The sequence below is a fragment of the Streptomyces pseudoechinosporeus genome (assembly GCF_054783935.1).
Window position 1 is genome coordinate 27,533 of sequence record NZ_BAAGPS010000023.1, and the last position, 21,310, is coordinate 48,842.

Sequence of the window (21,310 nt, forward strand, 5' to 3'; positions counted from 1 at the left end):
GCAGAGGGCAGCACGCGCGCGTGGCGGCCGATTTACGTCGCACCGCCCTGGAGCCCTCGCCCCGGGTACGTCAGCCGACGGGGCGTCCGTACGCCCGTAGAGTGCGCAGCGCCTCGATCGTGACGATCGGACGCGCCTCCAGGGCGGTGCCCGGCGCCCACTGACGCCAACGGATCGGCCAGCCGCCGTCCTCCTGCTGCTCGTTGGCCAGGAAGTCCAGCGAGCACGCCATCTCCTCGTCGGTGAACCACGCGCGCGCGAGCGAGTCCGGAGTCTTCGCGTAGTCGTACGCGAAGTGGTGCTCGCCCGGCGCATAGCCGGGCGCCACCGGAAACTCCTCAGGCCGCTCCGGGTCCAGCGCCGCGAGCCGGTGCTCGCGCACCAGGCGGCCGAGCCGGTCAGCGGCCGCCTCCGCGCGCGAGCGATCGGGAGCGGAGTCCAGGAAGGCCACGGCCGCCTCGATCTCGTACGGATGCGACTTCTCCAGGGACTCCACCGCCTGCCAGCAGAAATCGGTGGCCCTGAACAGCCAGGCATGCCACACCTCGTTACGGTGCAGCAGGCCCACGACGGGTCCTGTGGCGAGGAGTTCACTGGGTGGATCGTCCACGATCGGCACGAAGGGGGCTGCCGGATAGCCGCGCTGGCTGGGATGGATCGCCGGCAGCGCGCCATCCTGCGTCGACACAGCGGTCAGATAACGGCACACACGCTCTACCCGCTGCCCACCGCACCGCCCGATCGAGTCCAGGACGCGCAGCGCGTGCCCCGTGTGCAGGGGCTGGCTGACCGGGCCACGAAGATCGGGCTCGAGCGCGTGGCCGTACCCCTCGTCCTCATTGCGGTAGGCGGCCAGCGCGGTCTCCACCGCGTCGGCACCGCCACCGAGGAAGTGGTACGCGAAACGCCGCTGCTCCAGCACGCGCGCGGTGAGCCAGATGAAGTGCTCGGCGCGGGCGAGCGGGGAGTGCGCCGGGGGCTTCGGGGGGAGTGGGGATGCTCCAGTTTCGGCCATGGTCCGACCGTAAGACGGAAAGCGTTCTCGACAAGCGGTCCCGGCTCGGCCCCACCCTCAGGGGCGGGATACTGGAGTCATGCGGTTGACGGTCTTCTGGCAGCGGATGGCGGATCACTTCGGCAAGGGGTACGCCGACACCTTCGCGCGCGATCACGTGATGACGGAGCTCGGCGGACGCACCGTGCACCAGGCGCTGGACGCGGGCTGGGAGGCGAAGGACGTGTGGCGTGCGGTGTGCACGGCCATGAACGTTCCGTACGAAAAGCGCTGACCGACCACGAAGATCCGAGAGACCGGGACCGATTGTCGGTGGTGTAGGCGAGACTTGCACGGTGGCATCGACAGATGAGACCGCCCAGGTCGGACAGCAGACACCCCCGCTCGGCACGACGCCGCCCACACGGCCCGCGACCGAAGACCCGACGGGGCGCTCCCGCATGCCACGCTGGCTGCCGCGCGCCATGGTGCTCGCCCTCACCCTCTTTGCCTGCTTCCAGCTGGGTAGTTGGGCCTTCCACGAGCTGACCGGGCTGCTGATCAACATCCTGATCGCGTTCTTCCTGGCGCTCGCCATCGAACCCGCGGTGAGCTGGATGGCCGCGTACGGCATGCGCAGAGGACTGGCCACCGCGCTCGTGTTCTTCGCAGTGATGATCGCGGGCGCGGGCTTCGTCACCCTGCTCGGCTCGATGCTCGCCGGACAGATCGTCGACATCGTCGAGGACTTCCCGAAGTACGTCGACTCGGTGATCAGCTGGATCAACACGACCTTCCACACGGAGCTCAGCCGCGTCGACATCCAGGACAGTCTGCTCCGCTCCGACTGGCTCCGCAGGTACGTGCAGAACAGCGCGGGCGGCGTCCTTGACGTGTCCGCCCAGGTCGTGGGCGGTCTCTTCCAGCTCCTGACGATCACACTGTTCTCGTTCTACTTCGCCGCCGACGGCCCGCGGCTGCGGCGGGCCATCTGCTCAGTACTGCCGCCCGCCCGACAGGCCGAGGTGCTGCGCGCCTGGGAGATCGCCGTCAACAAGACCGGCGGATACATCTACTCACGCGGCCTGATGGCACTGATCTCGGGCATAGCGCACTACATCCTGCTGGAGTTCCTCGGCGTGGACTACGCGCCCGTGCTCGCCGTCTGGGTGGGCCTGGTCTCGCAGTTCATCCCCACGATCGGCACATATCTCGCCGGCGCTCTGCCGATGCTGATCGCCTTCACGGTCGATCCCTGGTACGCGCTGTGGGTGATGATCTTCGTCGTGATCTACCAGCAGTTCGAGAACTACGTGCTGCAGCCCAAGCTGACCGCCAGGACCGTGGACGTCCACCCGGCGGTCGCCTTCGGATCGGTCATCGCGGGCACCGCACTGCTCGGCGCCGTCGGCGCGCTGATCGCCATCCCCGCGGTCGCCACGCTGCAGGCGTTCCTGGGGGCGTACGTGAAGCGGTACGACGTCACGGACGACCCTCGGGTGCACGGGCACCGCAGGCGGGGCTCGGGCGCCATCCTCGCGCGCATACGAGGCGTGTTGCGCGGGTCGGGGAGGACCCAGCCGGTCGTGGAAGGGGAAGCGGAGGAGGAAGCGGCCGGGAAAGCCGTGCGGGACTCCTCATAGGGCATTGCACACACCCACGGGTCGCGGCTGAGGCGTGTGGTGCGCTTGACACCAAAATCGAACATCCATTCTCATGGAATCTCCGGCGGGGCTCTCGACGGTGATTTCGCGGGGAAGTGCCCGAGTTATCCACAGGCAGGACGGGCGTCGGGGCGCATTGTCAGTGGCAGGCGTTAGCGTCTTTGACGTGAAGCGATCGACTCAAGCAAATCGGGTGGAACCCATGGCAGGAACCGACCGCGAGAAGGCGCTCGAAGCCGCACTCGCACAGATTGAACGGCAGTTCGGCAAGGGCGCAGTGATGCGCATGGGCGAGCGGCCGAACGAGCCCATCGAGGTCATCCCCACCGGGTCGACCGCACTCGACGTCGCGCTCGGCGTCGGCGGCATCCCGCGCGGCCGAGTGGTGGAGGTGTACGGACCGGAGTCCTCCGGCAAGACGACCCTGACACTGCACGCGGTGGCGAACGCACAGAAGGCCGGCGGCCAGGTGGCGTTCGTGGACGCGGAGCACGCACTCGACCCCGAGTACGCGAAGAAGCTCGGCGTCGACATCGACAACCTGATCCTCTCCCAGCCGGACAACGGCGAGCAGGCCCTGGAAATCGTGGACATGCTCGTCCGCTCCGGCGCCCTCGACCTCATCGTCATCGACTCCGTCGCCGCGCTCGTGCCACGCGCCGAGATCGAGGGCGAGATGGGCGACTCCCACGTGGGCCTGCAGGCCCGCCTGATGAGCCAGGCCCTCCGGAAGATCACCAGCGCGCTCAACCAGTCCAAGACCACCGCGATCTTCATCAACCAGCTGCGCGAGAAGATCGGCGTGATGTTCGGCTCCCCGGAGACCACGACCGGTGGCCGGGCGCTGAAGTTCTACGCCTCGGTGCGCATGGACATCCGCCGCATCGAGACCCTGAAGGACGGTACGGACGCGGTGGGCAACCGTACCCGTGTCAAGGTCGTCAAGAACAAGGTCGCGCCGCCCTTCAAGCAGGCCGAGTTCGACATCCTCTACGGGCAGGGCATCAGCCGCGAGGGCGGCCTGATCGACATGGGCGTGGAGCACGGCTTCGTCCGCAAGGCCGGCGCCTGGTACACGTACGAGGGCGACCAGCTCGGCCAGGGCAAGGAGAACGCTCGCAACTTCCTGAAGGACAACCCCGACCTCGCCAACGAGATCGAGAAGAAGATCAAGGAGAAGCTGGGCGTCGGCGTGAAGCCGGTGGAGCCGACCGCCGAGCCGGGCGCCGACGCGGCGGTCTCGGCCGTCCCGAACGAGGCCGCGAAGACCGTGCCCGCTCCGGCGGCCAAGGTCACCAAATCCAAGGCCGCGGCGCCCAAGAGCTGATCCATGACGCGACGAACCGACTGGGCTGAGTACGTCTACCCCAGTGTCCCGGAGGAGCGGGGGCATCGAGGTGATGTCGGCTCCGTCGGAGAGGGCGACAGGGCGAACGGCGGTGACGGGTTGGACGGCGACCCGCGCCGTGGTGACGGTGCGCCAAGCAGCGGCGTAAGCCGGGGCGGTGGCCGTGATGGACGGTCTCGTGGCCGCCGGAGGCGCGGCTACGGGGAGTCGTCCGGTGGCCTGAAGGACGGAGGCCCTCCTTCCTCGTCGAGGGCCGAGGCGGGGGAGCCTTCAGGGGACCCGGCTGAGCGGGCGCGGGCTATCTGCCTGCGTCTGCTCACCGGGACCCCGCGCACGCGGAAGCAACTCGCGGACGCGCTGCGCAAGCGCGAGATCCCGGACAACGTGGCGGACGAGGTGCTGTCCCGCTTCGAAGAGGTCGGCCTGATCAACGACAGTGCCTTCGCGGACGCCTGGGTGGAGTCCCGCCACCACGGCCGGGGCCTGGCCCGACGGGCGCTCGCGCAGGAGCTGCGGACCAAGGGTGTGGACTCGACGCTGATCGACGAAGCCGTGGCTCAACTCGACTCCGAGCAGGAGGAGGCGACAGCGCGCGAACTCGTGGCCCGCAAGCTCCGCTCCACCCGAGGCCTCGACCGCGACAAGCGGCTACGGCGCCTTGCGGGCATGCTCGCCCGCAAGGGCTACTCCGAGGGCATGGCCCTTCGCGTGGTCCGCCAGGCATTGGAGGAAGAGGGGGAGGACACGGAGGGGTTGGGGGACGAAGGGTTCTGAAGGCGGGGCCTGAGACAGGGACTTCCAATGCGCCATGGAAGCCTGCTGTCTAGGTGTGTTGTCCGGGGATGTTGGTGACGGGCGTCACCGGAAACCCGCCCGCCCGCCAAGCTTGGAACCCGCCCACCAGATCGGTCGCCCGACGCAGCCCCAACTGCCGCAATGACGCGGCCGCCAGGCTCGACGCGTAGCCCTCGTTGCAGACCACCACGACCCGTAGATCGTGACTCGAGGCCTCGGGGGCGCGATGGTTGCCCTGTGGGTCGAGCCGCCACTCGAGTTCGTTGCGCTCGACGACGAGGGCGCCGGGGATCAGCCCGTCGCGGTCGCGCAGAGACGCGTAACGGATGTCGACCAGTAGAGCCTCGCCGGCCTGCGCGGCATCGTAGGCGTCCGCAGCCTCGACGCGGTCGAGGTCGGAGCGGACGCGCTCGAGCAACTCGTCGATTCCCACGGGGCGTTCGGCGCTCACTGCCAGTCTTCCGGGTGTTCGACCTGTTCAAGGCGCATGACCTGGCCGGTACGGCTGTAGCGGCGGATCCGGGGCAGTGGCGGGTAGTACGCGTGGACGGAGATGGCGTGCTCCTCGGTGGACTCGTTGAGTACCTCGTGCACATGGTTGCGGCCGAAGGCACGTCCCTTGCCGGCCGGCAGTCGTCGTTCCTGGTCGATTCCCTCGGTGAGTTCCAGGGTCTTCCAGCCGTCGGTGGGCAGCCGGGCCGTGAGCGAGTTCTCCTTGAGCTCGCCCGACGCCGTGAGGAAGGCACCGACCGACTCGGCGTGGTCGTGCCAGCCGGTTTCGGTGCCGGGCGGCCAGCCGATGAGCCAGGCTTCACTGCCACCGGGGCCTTCCAGGCGTACCCAGGTACGGCCCTCGGGGTCGAGCGGGAGCGAGGCGATCAGCTCGGTGTCGGCGGCCGTTCGCCGGACGAAGTCGAGCAGGTCGGCCTGGGTGGGGGTGGTGCGAGTGGGCGTGGTGTCAGTGGGAGCGGAGACAGAGGGTGACACAGACACGGGTACCGTCCTGATGAGTGTTCGCGCGGGGCGCGGGCCGAACAGGGGTGGCGCGCGCGGGTGACTGGGATGCGAATTCAGCAGGACGAGTGACACACGCAGCCCGCATAGCGGACGAGGTCCACATGGACCTTCCGCCACAGGTGCACACAGGTGTCGGTCACGATCCGGAGTACACCATGGCGGTGCGGGCCGGTCAACTCGGGATCGCCGTATGGACAAGCGGCTCGGTGGCACCGTGTGGACAGGGGGCGGCTCAGCTCGTTCCCGCCGTGGCCTCGGCCGTGGCCCGTGGTCCGCCCAGCGTCGCCTCGGCAGCCTGGTACAGATCCGCCGGGCGCACCCCGCTCAACGCCGTGACCAGGTGTCCGTCGGGGCGGATCAGCAGCACGGTGTGCGCAGCGGCGCCCGGATAGGCCTCGGCGACGAGCAATTCGGCGGGGTGCGGCAGCGCGGTCACGGCAGCCGCGAGCCGCGGCATGATCCCGGCCGTCACCCAGTGCTTGCGCTCCCACACACCCGTACCCGGCGCGATCAGCAGCACGAGGAGCGCTCCACGGCCCAGCCGATCCCGCAGCTGTACGAACGAACCGTCCTCCGCCGTCACCCGTACATCGACGACCGGAGCACCCACCTCCGTGGCGACCTCGACCGCCGACTCGGAGCGTTGAGGCGTGAGCGGCGAATCGGCGTACGCCGCCGGCGCACCCAGAGGGCCGCGTCCCAGGTGACCATCTGTGAGCAGCGCATCATGACCGCGCGCCGTGCCGGGCACGACGGAACGCAGGCCTCCGCCGGCGCGCAGCAGCGGCAGCGACTGGTCGGCCGCGCGCAGCCGGGTGGCGACGATGGCACGCCGTTCCACCTGATAGCTGTCGAGCAGCGCCTCGTGCGGCCCGTGGTGCCAGGCGAGGGCCAGCTTCCACGCGAGGTTGTCGGCGTCCCGCAGGCCCTCGTCGAGCCCTTGGGTGCCGAGCGCGCCCAGCAGATGCGCGGCGTCCCCGGCGAGGAAGACACGGCCGACGCGCCACCGGCGGGCCAGCCGGTGGTGGACGGTGTGGACTCCGGTGTCGAGCAGTTCGTACGGAGGTGTGGAACCCCCGCTCCAGCCCGCGAGGGTCTCCCGGACGCGCGCCACCAGCAGCTCGGGCGTGACCAGGTCCTTCCCCGGCGGCAGCAGCCAGTCCAGCCGCCACACGCCGTCGGCGAGGGGACGCCCGGTCACCTCCCCGGCCGAAGGCCCCGACGTCCGCCACGGCGGTGTCCGATGCAACAACGCCTCACCGGGCCACGGAAGTTCCGTACGCAGCGCCGCGACGGCGTGTCGTTCCACGGCCGTACGTCCCGCAAAGCGGATGTCCTGGAGCTTGCGCACGGTCGAGCGCGGACCGTCGCAGCCGATCAGGTAACTGCCGCGCCACCACGTGCCCTTGGGGCCGCGCGTGTGCGCCGTCACGCCCGCCGCCTCCTGCTCTATCGAGTCGAGGCGGTTCTCCACTGCGACCTTGACCAGGCGCTCGCCCGCGATCGCGTCCCTCAGGGCGGCCGTCAGCACGTGCTGGGCGATGTGCAGCGGCGCGGGCTCGTCGTCGCCGAACGTGATCTGCTGCATCACCTGCTTGCGCCGCATCGATCGCCATCCGGACCAACGGAACCCGGCCTCGGCGATCGGGAATCCCGCGAGCCGCTCCATCAGCGCGGCGGTGTCCTCGCGAAGTACGACGGTTCGTGCGGGCCGCTGCTCGTCCTTACCAGGTCCCTCGTCCAGAACGACGGACGGGACCTCTTGACGCGCCAGCGCCAGCGCCAGCGTGAGCCCGACGGGCCCCGCTCCGACGATGATCACCGGATCCACGGCGCGGTGCCCCCTGCCCGGAGCGGTGTCCTGGGTGTCTTATCGGGACTGGCAGTTGGAGCGGGGTGCGCGATCACAGAACGTATGCAACCCATTGCCGGTGTTTGCGTCAAGTGACGTCGGCAGTGCCCTCTCCGGCTGGTCGACAGACGATTAGCGAATCAAGGCCGAGCCACGTGTTGGAGCGGTCATGGGGCAATGGCACCTCACGCGAGATCGTCCAGATCGCGCTCGACCTGCTGGCCTGGATGCCCATGCTCGCCCTGACCAGCCAGGCAAGACGCTGGGAACCGCGCCGCCTACGGTTCCGCCTGTTCTCCGCGGCCGGCCAGCTCGTCACCACCGGCCGACGCCGCATCCTCCGCCTCGCCCGCCACTGGCCCTGGACAGCGGAGATCACCACAGCCCTCGAACTGCTCGTGCTCCTGCCGACCCCGGCTGACCAGCGAATTCACCCTCCCAGCGAGAGAGCGTTCCAGTCCGGAGCAGTGGAACCCGGCGCACCCGAGACGACGCTCGGGCCCTCGGCCTTCCCACAATCAGCCGCACAAAGCGAAACGGCGCGCCGACTCTACCTGCAGACCGTCACGAAAGATTGAGGTTAGATCCCACAAATAGATGCAGTGTCCCCGTCAGCAAGCTGACGGGGACACGAACGATCGAGGCTAGGAACCGCCTTTACTTGCGTAAAGGCGGTTCCTAGTAAGGGGGCATGCTCGGACACTGCAGAGTTTAGCGTCCGTAGGAAAGGCGCAGCATGGGTGGGGTGAGACATGCCCAGTGGACGCTGCGGACGGTGTTTTTCCTCGACCCTCTAGGGCAGCGGGGATGGCCTTTTAAGGAGGCGTCGGGAGCTCGGTACACAAACCCATCTGTCCTCCCCTTGAAAGCCGTGGTCAGTCCCAGGTTGCGGATATGTCCTGTTGATACTCGCCCGCGTCTGAGCGTTTTCATTGGAAAGCCCTCAGGACGGCATTCCGCAGGGGAGTGGCCCACGCGCCCCGAGCAGCCGCCCTTACGTGGACTTGGTGATGATCCCGGCCGAGGAGAACTGCGTCTGTGATGGGCAGAAGACCTGCGACCAGCCGCTGGTACGCCACCTGGGAGCATCGATGACGACAATGCCGCCCCCGTCCCAGCGTGTGCAATTGACGCTGGCCTTGTAGTGGCCGCCGTTGCTGTTGGTGCAGCGGGCCATCGCACCGTTTTCGAAGTTGCTCTGGTAGGTGCAGCCCGTCGGCCAGGCGGTTGCTCCAGTGGGCGCTGCGGAGGCTGCCCCCTGGAAGCCGAGGGTGAAGGCGGCTACCACGCCACCTGTGGCGAGAATCGACCACTTCTTCATTGACGTGGATCCTTTCGCTGCGCGGTCATTTAGCGGTGTGCCATGTGCGGGAGGCCTGGCGCCTCGCATTCAGGACGCCTTGGTCCAGATGCCGGCGGACACAGCTCTGGTCGAGCCCTGGCAATAGGCCCTGGAGAACGAGCCATTATTCCGCCAGTCGCCATCGAAAAACTTGAGGGCGCCAGTGTCTGTGTCCTTGCACGTCGCGGAGGCGCGGTAGTGGCCGCCATGCGAGTTGCTGCACTTCGCCACAGTCATTTTCGAGTCAACGACTTCGTACGAGCATCCTGTCGGCCATCCCTGAGCGGCTGCTGACGCCGTGGCGGGCGCCGAGAGCATGAGGCCGAGCATTGCGGAGCCTGCTAGGATGATTCTCGTTGTCGTACGCACTCAAATCCCCGTTCTCTTGGATTCAGTTCCCCTGTGCCGGGTTGACATGCTCACTCTATGAGTCAGCTGAAAAGCATGTCAATTGAGTTCCGGAAATTGAGGATCATTTGAGGTTCCTGTCGTCAGGCGATGAGATTCAGCCATTGACGTAAATGCATTGCCAGTCATGAGAAATGCCCGCGGACCTCGAAGTCCGGATGACTTTCGTGACGGTCTGCAGGTAGAGTCGGCGCGCCGTTTCGCTTTGTGCGGCTGATTGTGGGAAGGCCGAGGGCCCGAGCGTCGTCTCGGGTGCGCCGGGTTCCACTGCTCCGGACTGGAACGCTCTCTCGCTGGGAGGGTGAATTCGCTGGTCAGCCGGGGTCGGCAGGAGCACGAGCAGTTCGAGGGCTGTGGTGATCTCCGCTGTCCAGGGCCAGTGGCGGGCGAGGCGGAGGATGCGGCGTCGGCCGGTGGTGACGAGCTGGCCGGCCGCGGAGAACAGGCGGAACCGTAGGCGGCGCGGTTCCCAGCGTCTTGCCTGGCTGGTCAGGGCGAGCATGGGCATCCAGGCCAGCAGGTCGAGCGCGATCTGGACGATCTCGAGCCAGACCTGGTTCTACGCGGTGTCGTGCAGGGGCAGGTTCCGTAGCCCGGTCGACCGCGCGGCCCGGATGCAGTCCTCCACGTGGGCCCGGAGCCGGTGGCGGAGCTCGAGTTCGGCGTTCGGCCGGTCGGGAGTGTTGGTGGCGAAGCAGGTGCTCCGCATGCCGTCCGCGTCCGTGACCCTCAACTGGGCGGCTCCAAGCGTCCCCGAACGCGACATCCCTCGCGACGCCGTCGACCGACGATCCGTCCGCGCCAACACCTTGGTGGCGGACGGCAAGAGCGCCCGAGGCTCGCGCCACGACGACACACCCGGTGCGCATGTGCTCGCCGCCAAGACCGGTGAAGGCTAACCGTCACGCCGTTGCGGGTACCGGACAAGAGGAATGAATCACCTGCTTCGCCGGCCTGTTGGCCCCGTTCGACCTGACCGGGGTGACCGGGACAGCCCATACTCGGCACGCACACCGTGGCCACGCCCGCTTCCTGGTCGAGGACAAGAAGACGCACTACGCGCTATGCGTGAGGAAGAACCAGGCCAGCCTCTACGAGTGGCTGCACACGCTGCCCTGGACGCAGGTGGCCGCGAAGTTCGATGACCGTAGCGAGGGGCATGGCCGCAAGGAGGCCTGCGTGGTCCAGGTCCTGACCGTCGATGGCCTCGACTCCCCGCACGCCGCCTAGGTCGTACGCCATCGCACCTGCCGGAAGACCAGCAGGCGCAGCTGTGAAACGGTCTACGTCATCACCGACTTGACTGGCCAGGGACGCCTCGCCCGCTTGTAGCGGCCGAGCGGGACCGCTTGCCTGCTGGCGCGGTCCTCAACGACCTCGCCCCGCCGCGTACTGGACGTCCGGGGCGGCCCCGGCTGAAGGGCGACCGCCTGGGAATGGCTGCCGACCTCTTTCGGTGAACTGGCCTTTCGCGACGTGGTGGTGGAGCGCTACCACCGCCGGAACGTTCGGGAACAGGCAGATGGAGCAGGGTGCACGATCACAGAACGTATGCAACCTATTCGTGGTGCTTGCGTCAAGTGACGGAGGCAGTGGCGATCATGCCACTGCCTCCGGGATTTCACATCTCGTCAGTTCTTCGGTGCAAGCGCGCCGTTCACGGGCCCTTCTCGACCTCGTGGGTCACGTCAACGTGCTCGCCGGGAGCACTGAGTTCGGCGACCGCGTCGGCTCCGAGTACTGCGCCAGTGGACTTCTTGGCGCGGCGCAGCCTTCTCTCCAGCCAGCTCGCGAAGGTGGTGAGCGCGAAGTTCAGAGCAACGAAGATCAGCGCGACGATGGTGAAGGAGGCGATGGTGTTCGCCCCGTAGAAGGAACTCATCGGGCGGACAGACGCGAGCAGTTCGGAGAACGTGAGCAGCGCGCCGCCCAGCGCGGTGTCCTTCACGATGACCACGAGCTGACTGACGATGGCTGGGAGCATCGCGGTGACCGACTGCGGCAGAAGCACGCTCCGCATGATCTGGCCCTTGCGCATTCCGATGGCCATGGCGGCTTCGCCCTGCCCTTTCGGGAGGGACAGGATGCCGGCCCGTACGATCTCGGCGAGCACCGAGGCGTTGTAGAGGACAAGGCCCGTGACCACGGCATACAGGGGCCGGTCGTCCGAGCTGATGCCTTCGAACTGTGTGTAGAGCTCGTTGGCGAACAGCATCAGGATCAGAACCGGAATGGCGCGGAAGAACTCCACGACGCCGCCGGAGGGCAGACGGACCCACCAGTGGTCCGAGAGCCGGGAGATGCCGAAGAGCGCACCGAGCGGAAGCGCGATGACCAAGGCGAGCGACGCGGCGATGAGTGTGTTCTCGAGTCCTGGCAGGATATATGTCGTCCAGGCACGGGAGTCGGTGAAGAACGGCTTCCACTTGTCCCAGTCGAGTTGGTTCCGCTCGTCCAGGGTCCGGTAGACCCACCACAGCACGGCCGCGAAAGCGGCCAGGAAGACCACGGTGAGCAGGATATTCCGGCGCTTGGCGCGGGGGCCAGGGGCGTCGTAGAGAATGGAGGTCATCGCTTCACCGCCACCTTCTTGCTCACCCAGCCGAGGATCAGGCCCGTCGGGAGGGTGAGGCAGACGAATCCGAACGCGAAGATGGCAGAGATCAGCAGGAGCTCGGCCTCGTTCTCGATCATTCGCTTCATCAGGTAGGCGGCTTCCGCCACCCCGATCGCTGCCGCCACGGTCGTGTTCTTGGTGAGCGCGATCAGTACGTTGGTCAGCGGTCCGACCACCGAACGGAAGGCCTGCGGCAGCACGATGAGCCCGAGGACCTGGGTGAAGCTCAGCCCGATGGCGCGTGCCGCCTCGGCCTGGCCGACGGGCACAGTGTTGATACCGGAGCGCACCGCCTCGCAGACGAAGGCGGATGTGTAGGCGACCAGCCCGAGTACCGCGAGCCGGAAGTTGATCGTCGTGAACTCCTCCGCGCCGAGTTGGATTCTCAGCGTCGAGAACAGTCCCAACGAGGTGAAGACGATGATGACGGTCAGGGGGATGTTCCGCACTACGTTCACGTACGCCGTGCCGAAGCCACGCATGAGAGGCACGGGGCTGACCCGCATGGCGGCCAGCAGTGTTCCCCAGATCAGTGAGCCGATGGCGGAGTAGACGGTGAGTTGCACCGTTACCCAGAACGCCCCAAGCAGGTCGTAGCCTTCAAGAAAGTCGAACACGATTTCCCGCGCTTCCGCGTGTCTGGACGAGACGGCGCGCCGCTGCTGTGGGCGGCGGCGCGCCTATGCTGCCTGCTGACGTTGAGTCAGCGGTGTCACTCGACGATCTGGCCGATCTTGGGGGCCGGCTCGTTCTTGTAGTTGGCCGGGCCGAAGTTCGCCTTGACAGACTCCTCCCAGGAGCCGTCCTCGACCATCTTCTCCAGGGCAGTGTTGATCTTGGCCTTGAGGTCGCTGCCCTCCTTGACGCCGATGCCGTAGTTCTCGTTGCTCAGCTTCAGACCGGCCAGCTTGAACTTGCCCTTGAACTGCTCCTGGGCGGCGTAACCGGCGAGGATCGAGTCGTCTGTGGTGAGCGCGTCGACGGCCTCGTTTTCCAGACCGGTCAGGCACTCGGAGTAGCCGCCATACTCCTGCAATTGGGCCTGGGGAGCGATCTCCTCCGTGACGTTCTGCGCCGAGGTGGACCCGGTGACGGAGCAGAGCTTCTTGCCGTTCAGGTCCTCGCCCTTGGTGATGTTGTCATCGGCGCGGATGAGCAAGTCCTGGTGCGCGAGAAGGTAGGGACCGGCGAAGTCCACCTTCTGGTCGCGCTCGGGGGTGATCGAGTACGAGGCGGCGATGAAGTCGACGTCACCGCGATCGAGCATGGTCTCGCGGTCGGCGCTCTTCGCTTCCTTCCACTCGATCTGGTCCTCGGTGTAACCGAGTTCCTTGGCGACGTATGTCGCTACGTCGATGTCGAAGCCCTCGTACGTGCCGTCCGCGGTCTTCTGGCCGATGCCGGGCTGGTCGATCTTGACGCCGATCGTGATCTTGTCGCCGCCCCCGGACCCCGACCCCGTGTCGGCGCTGTCGCTGTCGCCGTCTCCACCACAGGCCGTCGCGGTAAGGGAGAGGACGAGCGCAGTGGCCGCCGCGGCGGTGACCTTGCGAAACTTCATGGTGAACATCCTTTGAGTGGTGAGGAGAATGCCGTCGTTGCGGGTGGCGCGGGTCGTCAGTGGTGCAGGATCTTCGACAGGAAGTCCTTGGCACGGTCACTGCGCGGGTTGCTGAAGAACTGGTCCGGCACAGCCTCTTCGACGATCTTGCCGTCCGCCATGAAAACGACACGGTTGGCAGCCGAACGAGCGAAGCCCATCTCGTGCGTGACGACGATCATGGTCATACCGTCGCGGGCGAGCTGCTGCATGACCTCCAGGACCTCGTTGATCATCTCCGGGTCGAGGGCCGAGGTCGGCTCGTCGAAGAGCATGACCTTGGGGTCCATCGCCAGCGCCCGCGCGATCGCGACACGCTGCTGCTGACCGCCCGAGAGCTGTGCGGGGTACTTGTCCGCCTGGGCGGTGACGCCCACCCGGTCGAGCAGCGCCCGCGCCTTCACCTCGGCGGCCTTCTTGTCCGCCTTGCGGACCTTGAGCTGGCCCAGCGTCACGTTCTCGAGCACCGTCTTGTGCGCGAACAGATTGAAGGACTGGAAGACCATGCCGACGTCGGCGCGCAGTCGCGCGAGCTCCTTGCCCTCTGCGGGCAGCGGCTTTCCGTCGATCGAGATGGTTCCCGACTCGATGGTCTCCAGGCGGTTGATGGCGCGACACAGGGTGGACTTTCCGGACCCGGAGGGTCCGATGACCACGACGACTTCACCACGAGCGATGGTCAGGTCGATGTCCTGGAGCACGTGCAACGCGCCGAAGTGCTTGTTGACGTTCTTCAGCACGACCAGATCATCAGCCGTGGGTACGGCGTCCTTGGTCACCGATACTTCGGTCATCGGCCTCTTGCTCCGTCCTCCTCGGTTGCGGAGGACAGTAGTAACGCCTTACGACCAGCGTCATTACATCTGAGGGGAAATTGAGCATAACGATCTGATAGCAACCGGACACTCTTCGTGAACGGTCGCCTCCGGTCCGTACCGGCTGGGTAACGGAAGCCCGCCGCGACCCGAACCCTCTTGACGCCGTACTTGTGCATCGGCGTGACTTCCATGGTGCACGCGTGCGTGCCCATCTCTACGCGCCGAGACTGTATGGCCGATGAACCGAAGGGGGCCGGAATGCGACTGCTCCTCGTCGAGGACGACAACCATGTCGCCGCCGCTCTGTCCGCGGTCCTCGCGCGCCATGGCTTCGACGTCACGCACGCCCGCAGCGGCGAGGAGGCGCTCCAGGCGCTTGTTCCGGAGGGTGCGGGCTTCGGAGTGGTGCTGCTCGACCTGGGGTTGCCCGACCAGGACGGCTACGAGGTGTGCGGCAAGATCCGTAAGCGCACCAGTACCCCGGTCATCATGGTGACCGCGCGCTCCGACGTACGTTCTCGGATCCACGGACTCAACCTAGGCGCCGATGACTACGTAGTGAAGCCTTACGACACCGGTGAACTGCTCGCTCGTATCCACGCCGTCAGCCGACGCACCGTTCCCGACGAAGCGGCTGCACCCGGAGAGACCTCCCTGCACCTGGGTCCCGTACGTATCGAACTGCCCACCCGTCAGGTCAGCGTGGACGGTTCGATTGTCCAACTGACCCGCAAGGAGTTCGACCTTCTCGCGCTCCTCGCCCAGCGCCCCGGAGTGGTGTTCCGGCGGGAGCAGATCATCAGCGAGGTGTGGCGCACCAGCTGGGAAGGGACCGGCCGCACCCTGGAAGTGCATGTCGCCTCCCTGCGCTCCAAGCTGCGCATGCCCGCCCTGATCGAGACCGTGCGCGGCGTCGGCTATCGGCTCGTCGCCCCTGTGGCGTAGCGGGCTCAGGTGCACTCACGTCTCCTTCCGCTGCTCATCATCCTGATGGCGGCCGTCCTGCTCGCCCTCGGTATCCCGCTCGCCGTGAGCCTGGCGGCGGCCCAGCAGCAGAGGGTGGTCGTCGACAGGATCGACGACACGGCACACTTCGCGTCGCTCGCGCAGTTCGTCGACATCGACAGCCCGAGCGGCTCACCGGTAGCCCCCCCGGGCGAGCGCGGTAAGACCCTGCAGAAGGAACTCGTCAAGTACCACAAGGTGTACGGCATCAAGGTCGGCGTCTTCTATCGCGGCCGAGGACCGATGGCTCACGCACCCACGAACTGGAACCTCCCGGAGGAGGGTGAGGTCCTCGACCCGGAGGAAGGTGAGGTCCTCGACTCGTTCAACGAGGCGCTCGCGAGCCGCCGCAGCCACGAGCCCGCGCAGGTCTGGCCGTGGCAACGCAACCGTCTCGTCGTCGCGTCTCCTGTCATCCGGGACGGCGACGTCGTGGCGGTCGTGGTCACCGACTCGCCCACCGGGCAGATGCGCTCAAGAATCCTGTACGGCTGGCTGATCATCGGCGCGGGCGAGGCCGCCGCGATGCTCCTCGCGCTCGGTGCCGCGCTGCGCCTGACCGGCTGGGTGCTGAGGCCCGTACGCGTCCTCGACGCCACCACCCACGACATCGCGACCGGGCGCCTGAAGTCCCGGGTCGCGGCCGCCGGCGGTCCCCCTGAACTCAGGCGCCTGGCCCGGTCGTTCAACGAGATGGCCGACAACGTCGAGGACGTACTGGAACAGCAGCGCGCCTTCGTCGCCGACGCCTCGCACCAGCTGCGCAACCCCCTGTCCGCCCTGTTGCTGCGCATCGAACTGCTCGCCCTGGAACTCCCCGAGGGCAACGAGGAGATCGCCTCTGTCCGCACCGAGGGCAAGCGCCTCGCCCAGGTCCTGGACGACCTCCTCGACCTCGCCCTCGCTGAGCACACCGAGGCGGACCTGCGGCTCACCGACATCGGCGAGCTGACCGCCGAGCGCGTGGCGTCCTGGTCGCCGGTGGCCGACGACAAGGGCGTACGACTCGTCGGGGCCTGCCCCGCCACGACCGCCTGGGCCGACCCGATCGCCCTCTCCAGCGCCCTGGACGCGGTGATCGACAACGCGTTGAAGTTCACACCCGAGGGTGAGTGCGTCGAGGTCGAGGTGGCTTCCGACGGCAAGGTCTCGACCATCGTCGTCACCGACCGCGGGCCGGGCCTCAGCGATGAGGAACTCGCCCGCATCGGCGACCGCTTCTGGCGCAGCGCCGGCCACCAGAACATCAAGGGGTCGGGTCTCGGGCTGTCCATCTCCCGGACGTTGCTCGCGGCCGGCGGCGGCTCGATCGCGTACGACCGCCACGAGCCGCACGGTCTGAGGGTGACGGTGACCGTGCCGCGCTCGGGGCCTGCGGCTTGAGCGGGCCGCCACGGCTTGCGGGGAGCTTCGGCGGTCCCTCCCGGGCTGCCCCTCACCACACCGTTTGTACGGGCCCCTTCAGCGCCTGCTTGGTGTCTGCTACGGCTTGACCGAGCGGTAGTAGCGCCGCGCGCCCTCGTGCAGATCCAGGGGGTCGGTGTAGATCGCCGTGCGGAGGTCCACGCGCTGTGCCGCGTGCACCTTGCCACCGATGCGGTCGCGGCTGTCGATCACCGTCTGGGTCAGCCGCTCTGTCAGCTCGGCATCGGTGCCGACGCGCGTCACGAGCAGGTTGGTCACCGCAATCGTCTGCACTGGGGAGTCCTGGGCCTTGGGATAGGCGTCTGCGGGCATGACGGCGGCCCGGTAGTAGCGGGACGCCCCGCGCTGCTGGTGCAGCTTCTCGACGAGTTCTTCACCGATCTCGACCAGCCTGATGTCGAGGCTGGTCGAGAGGTCGGCCACGGCAGACGTCGGGAGCCCCCCGGACCAGAAGAAGGCATCGATCTTGCCCTCCCGGAGCAGCTCCGGCATCGTTCGTATGCCGTCGGACAGTGGCTCGATGTCCTTCTCCGGGTCGAGGCCGGCCGCCTTGAGCACATGCTCCGCGATCAGCCGCACCCCGGAACCGGCCGGTCCGACGGCCACTTTCTTGCCCCGCAGCTCCGCGATGGAATCCACGGAGGAGGCGCGCGGGACGACGACGTGCACGTAGTCGTCGTACAGCCGCGCGCAGCCGCGCAGCAGGTCTGCGCCCGGCTCGCCGTCAAGCTTGTACTGCTCCACCGCGTCGGCCTGCGCGATCGTGTAGTCGACCTTCCCGGTAGCCACCCACTCCAGGTTCTCCTGCGACCCCTCGCTGTTCCGCAGCTGCACGTCCAGACCCGGCATGTCCTTCGCGAGCTCTTTTCGCAGCAGCTTCCCGTACAGCTCGTAGACCCCGGTACGCGTCCCCGTGCTGAAGACCACCGTCCCGCCCGGCGAGCTCTCGCCCAGGGGCAGCAGCCACCACAACAGCAGCCCGAAGGCCACAAAGGCGGCGGCCGAACCCTGCAGGGCCCGACGTCTGCCGATACGGGAGAGTTCCTGGAACATGCGCGCGATCCTGCCAGCTCACCGACGAGGATGACCAGGGCCGGACGCGCAAGGCACCCGCTCGTGCGCGTGGGGACCGTACGGCCCGGAATACCCGGCCACGCGCGCGTAGGGACCCCGTACTCTGGTGTACGAGATGAGCGCGAAGACTTACGAGGTGCGCACCTACGGGTGCCAGATGAACGTCCACGACTCCGAGCGGCTCTCCGGGCTGCTGGAGGACGCCGGCTATGTACGTGCGCCCGAGGGGGCGGACGGGGACGCGGATGTCGTCGTCTTCAACACGTGCGCCGTGCGGGAGAACGCCGACAACCGCCTGTACGGCAATCTCGGCCGCCTCGCGCCGATGAAGTCGAAGCGGCCCGGGATGCAGATCGCTGTCGGCGGCTGTCTCGCGCAGAAGGACCGCGACACCATCGTGAAGAAGGCGCCCTGGGTGGACGTCGTCTTCGGGACGCACAACATCGGCAAGCTGCCCGTCCTTCTGGAGCGCGCCCGCGTACAGGAAGAGGCGCAGGTCGAGATCGCCGAGTCGCTCGAGGCGTTCCCGTCGACGCTGCCGACCCGCCGCGAGAGCGCGTACGCCGCGTGGGTCTCCATCTCCGTCGGATGCAACAACACCTGCACGTTCTGCATCGTCCCGGCGCTGCGGGGCAAGGAGAAGGACCGCAGGACCGGCGACATCCTCGCCGAGATCGAGGCGCTGGTCGGCGAAGGCGTCAGCGAGATCACGCTGCTCGGGCAGAACGTAAACGCTTACGGCTCCGACATCGGCGACCGTGAGGCCTTCAGCAAGCTGCTGCGGGCCTGCGGGAAGATCGAGGGCCTGGAGCGCGTCCGCTTCACCTCGCCGCATCCGCGCGACTTCACGGACGACGTGATCGCCGCGATGGCCGAGACGCCGAACGTGATGCCGCAGCTCCACATGCCGCTGCAGTCCGGCTCCGACCCCGTCCTGAAGGCGATGCGCCGCTCGTACCGGCAGGAGCGGTACCTCGGGATCATCGAGAAGGTCCGGGCCGCGATCCCGCACGCCGCGATCACCACGGACATCATCGTGGGCTTCCCCGGAGAGACCGAGGAGGACTTCGAGCAGACTCTGCACGTGGTCCGTGAGGCGCGCTTCGCGCAAGCGTTTACGTTCCAGTACTCCAAGCGCCCTGGGACCCCGGCGGCCACCATGGAGAACCAGATCCCCAAGAAGGTTGTGCAGGCGCGGTACGAGCGTCTTGTCGCCCTCCAGGAGGAGATCTCCTGGGAGGAGAACAAGAAGCAGGTCGGTCGCACCCTGGAGCTGATGGTCGCCGAGGGCGAGGGCCGCAAGGACGGCGCCACGCACCGCCTCTCCGGCCGCGCCCCCGACAACCGCCTGGTGCACTTCACCAAGCCCGATGCCGAGGTCCGCCCCGGCGACGTGGTCACCGTGGAGATCACCTACGCCGCCCCGCACCACCTGCTCGCCGAGGGCGCCGTCCTCGATGTGCGCCGCACGCGCGCGGGGGATGCCTGGGAGAAGCGCAACGCGACCGAGACCGCGAAGCCCGCGGGCGTGATGCTCGGGCTGCCGGCCGTGGGAGTCCCTGCGCCGCTGCCGGCCCCAACGGAGGGCTGCTCCGCACACTGATAGAGGCCCAGGCGGGCGCAGGCTCGCGGAGACCGCCCGCACGTACGAGTCGGGACGGCGCGAGCGGCGCAGGCGCATCTGTCGCTACCTCGGCGGTGACGCCTACTACATGTACGTCCAGGGCGCTGTGTTCACGCACGAGAGGGTGCTCCGGGCCGCCGAGCTGGTCTGGAACTCCGGCGGGGAACCGCGGCAGTAAGCTGCGATCATGCTGGTCGCCGCCGCTGTCTGCCCCTGCCCGCCGCTGCTCGTACCCGAGGCCGCCGCGGGCGCGGCGCCCGAGCTGGACACCGCGCGCGCGGCATGCGCGGACGCCCTGGGAGTACTGGCCGCTGCCCACCCCGACCGGCTCGTGGTCGTCGGCCCTGCCGAGCGGAGCGGGCAGGGGCCGTATCCGGAGGGCGCGCGGGGTTCGTTCCGCGGATTCGGCGTGGACATCGAGGTGCGTCTGGGCATTGACCCCGGTGTCGGTCCGGGCGGAAGCAGGCCGGATTCGGCCGTGCCGGAGCGTGAGCTTCCGACCTCGCTCGCCGTCGCCGCCTGGCTGCTGCGACGAACGGACTGGTCCCACGCTCCCGTGGAAGGTTTCGGTGTGGGGGAACCTCTCGCGGTCGAGCGGTGTATTCAGAGTGGAAGGGAAATCGTCGCGCGGGCCGCGAGGGTGGCACTGCTGGTGATGGGCGACGCCAGCGCGTGCCGGTCGCTCAAGGCGCCGGGGTATCTGGACGAGCGGGCGGCGGGGTTCGACGCGGAGGTCGCGCGTGCGCTGGCAGCGGTGGATGTGACGGCACTCAAGGCGCTGGACGCCGAGCTGGCTCACGAGTTGATGGCCTCCGGCCGGGCGCCCTGGCAGGTGCTGGCGGGCGCGGCCGAGGGCGCGGGGCTCAGCGGCGCCCTGCTGTACGAGGACGCGCCTTATGGCGTGGGGTACTTGGTGGCGGCCTGGTCGTAGGCGCGAGGTGACGGGCGCGGCCGTAGCGGGCGCGGCTACGGCCGGCGTAGGTCGAGGGCGTCCGGGCCGGAGCCGAGCCCGGCGCTGAGCCCCGGGACGGCGCTGATCTCGGCGCGTCGGGGCCGGCGAACGCGCGGAGTGCCACCCTGGGCTCTCCCGGTGGGCTCGCTCCACGTGCGGCTTCCTGTGTCGCTTGCCGGGCGTCGGCCGACAACACGGCGGACGGCCCGGAGCCCCAAGTGCTCCCTGGCCGTCCGCCGAAGTGCCGTCTTTCAGGATGCCGAGGGCGGTGGCGGTGCGGATGGTGGAGGCGTCGCGCCGCCCTCCCTCACGTCACCCTCCTTGTGCGCGAGCCGGTCCAGGGCACCCTTGGCCTTGCCGGTGCCCGTCTGGATCTTGTCGCTGTACTTGCCCTTGGTCTTCTTGTCGGCCAGCTTCGCGGCCTTGTCGAGACCGTGTTCGATCTTGCCCCCGTGCTGCTGCGCGAGGTGCGAGACCTTTCCCTTGGCGGGCGTGAGTTTGGTTTTCAGACTCTCGAGGAGACCCATGGTGCACCTTCCCTCGCGGGACAGTTACTTGCGGGCGCTCTCGTCGGCCTCGTTGTCGGCTGCCTCCTCGGCGGACTGCTGCTTGGGGATCTCGACGCCGTCCGACGCCTCGGTCTCGGTGGACTCCGCCGACTTCTCCGCGGCCCCGGACTCGGTCTCGGCCGACTCCTCAGCTTCCTCCGCCGCTTCCGCCGCTTCCTCCGTGTCAGCCTTCACGTCGGGTTCGGCCGTCTGGGTGTCGGCCTGCG

At 67.9% G+C, this 21,310-nt stretch carries 23 protein-coding genes and 2 pseudogenes; 11 read left to right on the forward strand and 14 right to left on the reverse strand.

The window, feature by feature from the left end:
- Positions 1-70: 70 nt before the first annotated feature.
- Positions 71-1,015 (reverse strand): hypothetical protein, encoded by a 945-nt coding sequence (locus ACYVO6_RS23530; protein ID WP_461064201.1) that lies wholly within the window; start codon positions 1,013-1,015, stop codon positions 71-73.
- Between the two features lie 79 nt (positions 1,016-1,094).
- Between ACYVO6_RS23530 and ACYVO6_RS23535 the strand changes: the two genes are divergently transcribed.
- The 4 genes from ACYVO6_RS23535 (at position 1,095) to recX (ending at position 4,780) form a co-directional block, all read left to right on the forward strand.
- The gene (locus ACYVO6_RS23535) at positions 1,095-1,289 is read left to right on the forward strand and encodes a DUF3046 domain-containing protein (protein WP_033318917.1); all 195 of its coding nucleotides are present in this window, start codon (positions 1,095-1,097) and stop codon (positions 1,287-1,289) included.
- A gap of 61 nt (positions 1,290-1,350) precedes the next feature.
- Positions 1,351-2,637: an AI-2E family transporter gene (locus ACYVO6_RS23540; RefSeq protein WP_461064204.1), complete on the forward strand. Its 1,287-nt coding sequence runs from the start codon at positions 1,351-1,353 to the stop codon at positions 2,635-2,637.
- A 223-nt stretch (positions 2,638-2,860) separates the two neighbouring features.
- Positions 2,861-3,985, forward strand: a complete 1,125-nt coding sequence (recA, locus tag ACYVO6_RS23545; protein WP_461064206.1) for a recombinase RecA — start codon at positions 2,861-2,863, stop codon at positions 3,983-3,985.
- Positions 3,986-3,988: 3 nt separating this feature from the next.
- Positions 3,989-4,780, forward strand: a complete 792-nt coding sequence (gene recX, locus ACYVO6_RS23550) for a recombination regulator RecX (protein WP_461064208.1) — start codon at positions 3,989-3,991, stop codon at positions 4,778-4,780.
- Between the two features lie 49 nt (positions 4,781-4,829).
- On the opposite strand, the gene ACYVO6_RS23555 is transcribed toward recX, so the two are convergent.
- From ACYVO6_RS23555 to ACYVO6_RS23570, 4 genes are all read right to left on the reverse strand, one after another.
- On the reverse strand, positions 4,830-5,258 hold the full coding sequence (locus ACYVO6_RS23555) for a rhodanese-like domain-containing protein (protein ID WP_461064855.1): 429 nt from the start codon (positions 5,256-5,258) through the stop codon (positions 4,830-4,832).
- Positions 5,249-5,794: a cupin domain-containing protein gene (locus ACYVO6_RS23560; protein ID WP_461064210.1), complete on the reverse strand. Its 546-nt coding sequence runs from the start codon at positions 5,792-5,794 to the stop codon at positions 5,249-5,251. Before ACYVO6_RS23560 ends, ACYVO6_RS23555 begins: the two co-directional genes overlap by 10 nt.
- A 77-nt stretch (positions 5,795-5,871) precedes the next feature.
- Positions 5,872-5,958, reverse strand: a complete 87-nt coding sequence (locus ACYVO6_RS23565) for a putative leader peptide (RefSeq protein WP_425584853.1) — start codon at positions 5,956-5,958, stop codon at positions 5,872-5,874.
- A gap of 92 nt (positions 5,959-6,050) precedes the next feature.
- On the reverse strand, positions 6,051-7,649 hold the full coding sequence (locus ACYVO6_RS23570) for an FAD-dependent monooxygenase (RefSeq protein WP_461064212.1): 1,599 nt from the start codon (positions 7,647-7,649) through the stop codon (positions 6,051-6,053).
- A gap of 206 nt (positions 7,650-7,855) precedes the next feature.
- On the opposite strand from ACYVO6_RS23570, the pseudogene ACYVO6_RS23575 reads away from it, so the two are divergent.
- Positions 7,856-8,086 (forward strand): annotated as a pseudogene (locus tag ACYVO6_RS23575) (transposase); the annotation flags it as partial.
- A 578-nt stretch (positions 8,087-8,664) separates the two neighbouring features.
- On the opposite strand, the gene ACYVO6_RS23580 reads toward ACYVO6_RS23575, so the two are convergent.
- Positions 8,665-8,991: a hypothetical protein gene (locus ACYVO6_RS23580; RefSeq protein ID WP_461064214.1), complete on the reverse strand. Its 327-nt coding sequence runs from the start codon at positions 8,989-8,991 to the stop codon at positions 8,665-8,667.
- A 748-nt stretch (positions 8,992-9,739) separates the two neighbouring features.
- Positions 9,740-10,159, reverse strand: a pseudogene (locus ACYVO6_RS23585) (transposase); the annotation flags it as partial.
- Between ACYVO6_RS23585 and ACYVO6_RS23590 the strand changes: the two are divergent.
- Together ACYVO6_RS23590 and ACYVO6_RS23595 are read left to right on the forward strand one after the other, a co-directional pair.
- Complete coding sequence (locus ACYVO6_RS23590; protein WP_461064898.1) at positions 10,128-10,319, forward strand: hypothetical protein; 192 nt, start codon at positions 10,128-10,130, stop codon at positions 10,317-10,319. The pseudogene ACYVO6_RS23585 and the gene ACYVO6_RS23590 overlap by 32 nt on opposite strands.
- A 58-nt stretch (positions 10,320-10,377) precedes the next feature.
- Positions 10,378-10,650: a hypothetical protein gene (locus ACYVO6_RS23595; protein WP_461064216.1), complete on the forward strand. Its 273-nt coding sequence runs from the start codon at positions 10,378-10,380 to the stop codon at positions 10,648-10,650.
- A 427-nt stretch (positions 10,651-11,077) separates the two neighbouring features.
- Here ACYVO6_RS23595 and ACYVO6_RS23600 read toward each other — a convergent pair whose 3' ends face one another.
- The 4 genes from ACYVO6_RS23600 to ACYVO6_RS23615 form a co-directional block, all read right to left on the reverse strand.
- Positions 11,078-11,992 carry an amino acid ABC transporter permease gene (locus ACYVO6_RS23600; RefSeq protein WP_461064218.1) on the reverse strand — a complete coding sequence of 305 codons (915 nt, stop codon included), beginning with the start codon at positions 11,990-11,992 and terminating at the stop codon, positions 11,078-11,080.
- Positions 11,989-12,654, reverse strand: a complete 666-nt coding sequence (locus ACYVO6_RS23605) for an amino acid ABC transporter permease (RefSeq protein WP_461064220.1) — start codon at positions 12,652-12,654, stop codon at positions 11,989-11,991. The genes ACYVO6_RS23600 and ACYVO6_RS23605 overlap by 4 nt, the downstream gene beginning before the upstream one ends.
- A 95-nt stretch (positions 12,655-12,749) precedes the next feature.
- Entirely contained in the window at positions 12,750-13,598 is an 849-nt protein-coding gene (locus ACYVO6_RS23610) for a glutamate ABC transporter substrate-binding protein (protein ID WP_461064222.1), read from the reverse strand.
- A gap of 56 nt (positions 13,599-13,654) precedes the next feature.
- A complete protein-coding gene (locus ACYVO6_RS23615) occupies positions 13,655-14,431 on the reverse strand; it encodes an amino acid ABC transporter ATP-binding protein (RefSeq protein WP_461064224.1) in 777 nt (258 codons plus the stop codon).
- Positions 14,432-14,713: 282 nt separating this feature from the next.
- On the opposite strand from ACYVO6_RS23615, the gene ACYVO6_RS23620 reads away from it, so the two are divergent.
- Positions 14,714-15,400 (forward strand): response regulator transcription factor, encoded by a 687-nt coding sequence (locus tag ACYVO6_RS23620; RefSeq protein WP_461064226.1) that lies wholly within the window; start codon positions 14,714-14,716, stop codon positions 15,398-15,400.
- Between the two features lie 9 nt (positions 15,401-15,409).
- The gene (locus ACYVO6_RS23625; RefSeq protein ID WP_461064228.1) at positions 15,410-16,843 is read left to right on the forward strand and encodes a sensor histidine kinase; all 1,434 of its coding nucleotides are present in this window, start codon (positions 15,410-15,412) and stop codon (positions 16,841-16,843) included.
- Positions 16,844-16,942: 99 nt separating this feature from the next.
- Here ACYVO6_RS23625 and ACYVO6_RS23630 read toward each other — a convergent pair whose 3' ends face one another.
- On the reverse strand, positions 16,943-17,938 hold the full coding sequence (locus tag ACYVO6_RS23630; protein WP_461064229.1) for a TAXI family TRAP transporter solute-binding subunit: 996 nt from the start codon (positions 17,936-17,938) through the stop codon (positions 16,943-16,945).
- A gap of 136 nt (positions 17,939-18,074) precedes the next feature.
- Here ACYVO6_RS23630 and miaB point away from each other — a divergent pair, with 136 nt between their 5' ends.
- Together miaB and ACYVO6_RS23640 are read left to right on the forward strand one after the other, a co-directional pair.
- The gene (miaB, locus tag ACYVO6_RS23635; protein ID WP_461064230.1) at positions 18,075-19,562 is read left to right on the forward strand and encodes a tRNA (N6-isopentenyl adenosine(37)-C2)-methylthiotransferase MiaB; all 1,488 of its coding nucleotides are present in this window, start codon (positions 18,075-18,077) and stop codon (positions 19,560-19,562) included.
- A gap of 208 nt (positions 19,563-19,770) precedes the next feature.
- On the forward strand, positions 19,771-20,514 hold the full coding sequence (locus ACYVO6_RS23640; protein ID WP_461064231.1) for a class III extradiol dioxygenase subunit B-like domain-containing protein: 744 nt from the start codon (positions 19,771-19,773) through the stop codon (positions 20,512-20,514).
- Positions 20,515-20,786: 272 nt separating this feature from the next.
- Here the strand turns inward: ACYVO6_RS23640 and ACYVO6_RS23645 are convergent, their stop codons facing one another.
- Both ACYVO6_RS23645 and ACYVO6_RS23650 read right to left on the reverse strand, forming a co-directional pair.
- On the reverse strand, positions 20,787-21,062 hold the full coding sequence (locus ACYVO6_RS23645; protein ID WP_461064232.1) for an antitoxin: 276 nt from the start codon (positions 21,060-21,062) through the stop codon (positions 20,787-20,789).
- A gap of 24 nt (positions 21,063-21,086) precedes the next feature.
- Positions 21,087-21,278: a gliding motility protein gene (locus ACYVO6_RS23650; protein ID WP_461064233.1), complete on the reverse strand. Its 192-nt coding sequence runs from the start codon at positions 21,276-21,278 to the stop codon at positions 21,087-21,089.
- Positions 21,279-21,310 lie beyond the last annotated feature (32 nt).

Excerpts from the sequence above, each read along its gene's own strand:
- ACYVO6_RS23530 (WP_461064201.1), bottom strand. The coding sequence starts at position 1,015 with ATGGCCGAAACTGGAGCATCCCCACTCCCCCCGAAGCCCCCGGCGCAC.
- ACYVO6_RS23535 (WP_033318917.1), top strand. The coding sequence starts at position 1,095 with ATGCGGTTGACGGTCTTCTGGCAGCGGATGGCGGATCACTTCGGCAAG.
- recA (WP_461064206.1), top strand. The coding sequence starts at position 2,861 with ATGGCAGGAACCGACCGCGAGAAGGCGCTCGAAGCCGCACTCGCACAG.
- recX (WP_461064208.1), top strand. The coding sequence starts at position 3,989 with ATGACGCGACGAACCGACTGGGCTGAGTACGTCTACCCCAGTGTCCCG.
- ACYVO6_RS23580 (WP_461064214.1), bottom strand. The coding sequence starts at position 8,991 with ATGAAGAAGTGGTCGATTCTCGCCACAGGTGGCGTGGTAGCCGCCTTC.
- ACYVO6_RS23590 (WP_461064898.1), top strand. The coding sequence starts at position 10,128 with ATGCCGTCCGCGTCCGTGACCCTCAACTGGGCGGCTCCAAGCGTCCCC.
- ACYVO6_RS23600 (WP_461064218.1), bottom strand. The coding sequence starts at position 11,992 with ATGACCTCCATTCTCTACGACGCCCCTGGCCCCCGCGCCAAGCGCCGG.
- ACYVO6_RS23610 (WP_461064222.1), bottom strand. The coding sequence starts at position 13,598 with ATGAAGTTTCGCAAGGTCACCGCCGCGGCGGCCACTGCGCTCGTCCTC.
- ACYVO6_RS23615 (WP_461064224.1), bottom strand. The coding sequence starts at position 14,431 with ATGACCGAAGTATCGGTGACCAAGGACGCCGTACCCACGGCTGATGAT.
- ACYVO6_RS23620 (WP_461064226.1), top strand. The coding sequence starts at position 14,714 with ATGCGACTGCTCCTCGTCGAGGACGACAACCATGTCGCCGCCGCTCTG.
- ACYVO6_RS23630 (WP_461064229.1), bottom strand. The coding sequence starts at position 17,938 with ATGTTCCAGGAACTCTCCCGTATCGGCAGACGTCGGGCCCTGCAGGGT.
- miaB (WP_461064230.1), top strand. The coding sequence starts at position 18,075 with ATGAGCGCGAAGACTTACGAGGTGCGCACCTACGGGTGCCAGATGAAC.
- ACYVO6_RS23640 (WP_461064231.1), top strand. The coding sequence starts at position 19,771 with ATGCTGGTCGCCGCCGCTGTCTGCCCCTGCCCGCCGCTGCTCGTACCC.
- ACYVO6_RS23645 (WP_461064232.1), bottom strand. The coding sequence starts at position 21,062 with ATGGGTCTCCTCGAGAGTCTGAAAACCAAACTCACGCCCGCCAAGGGA.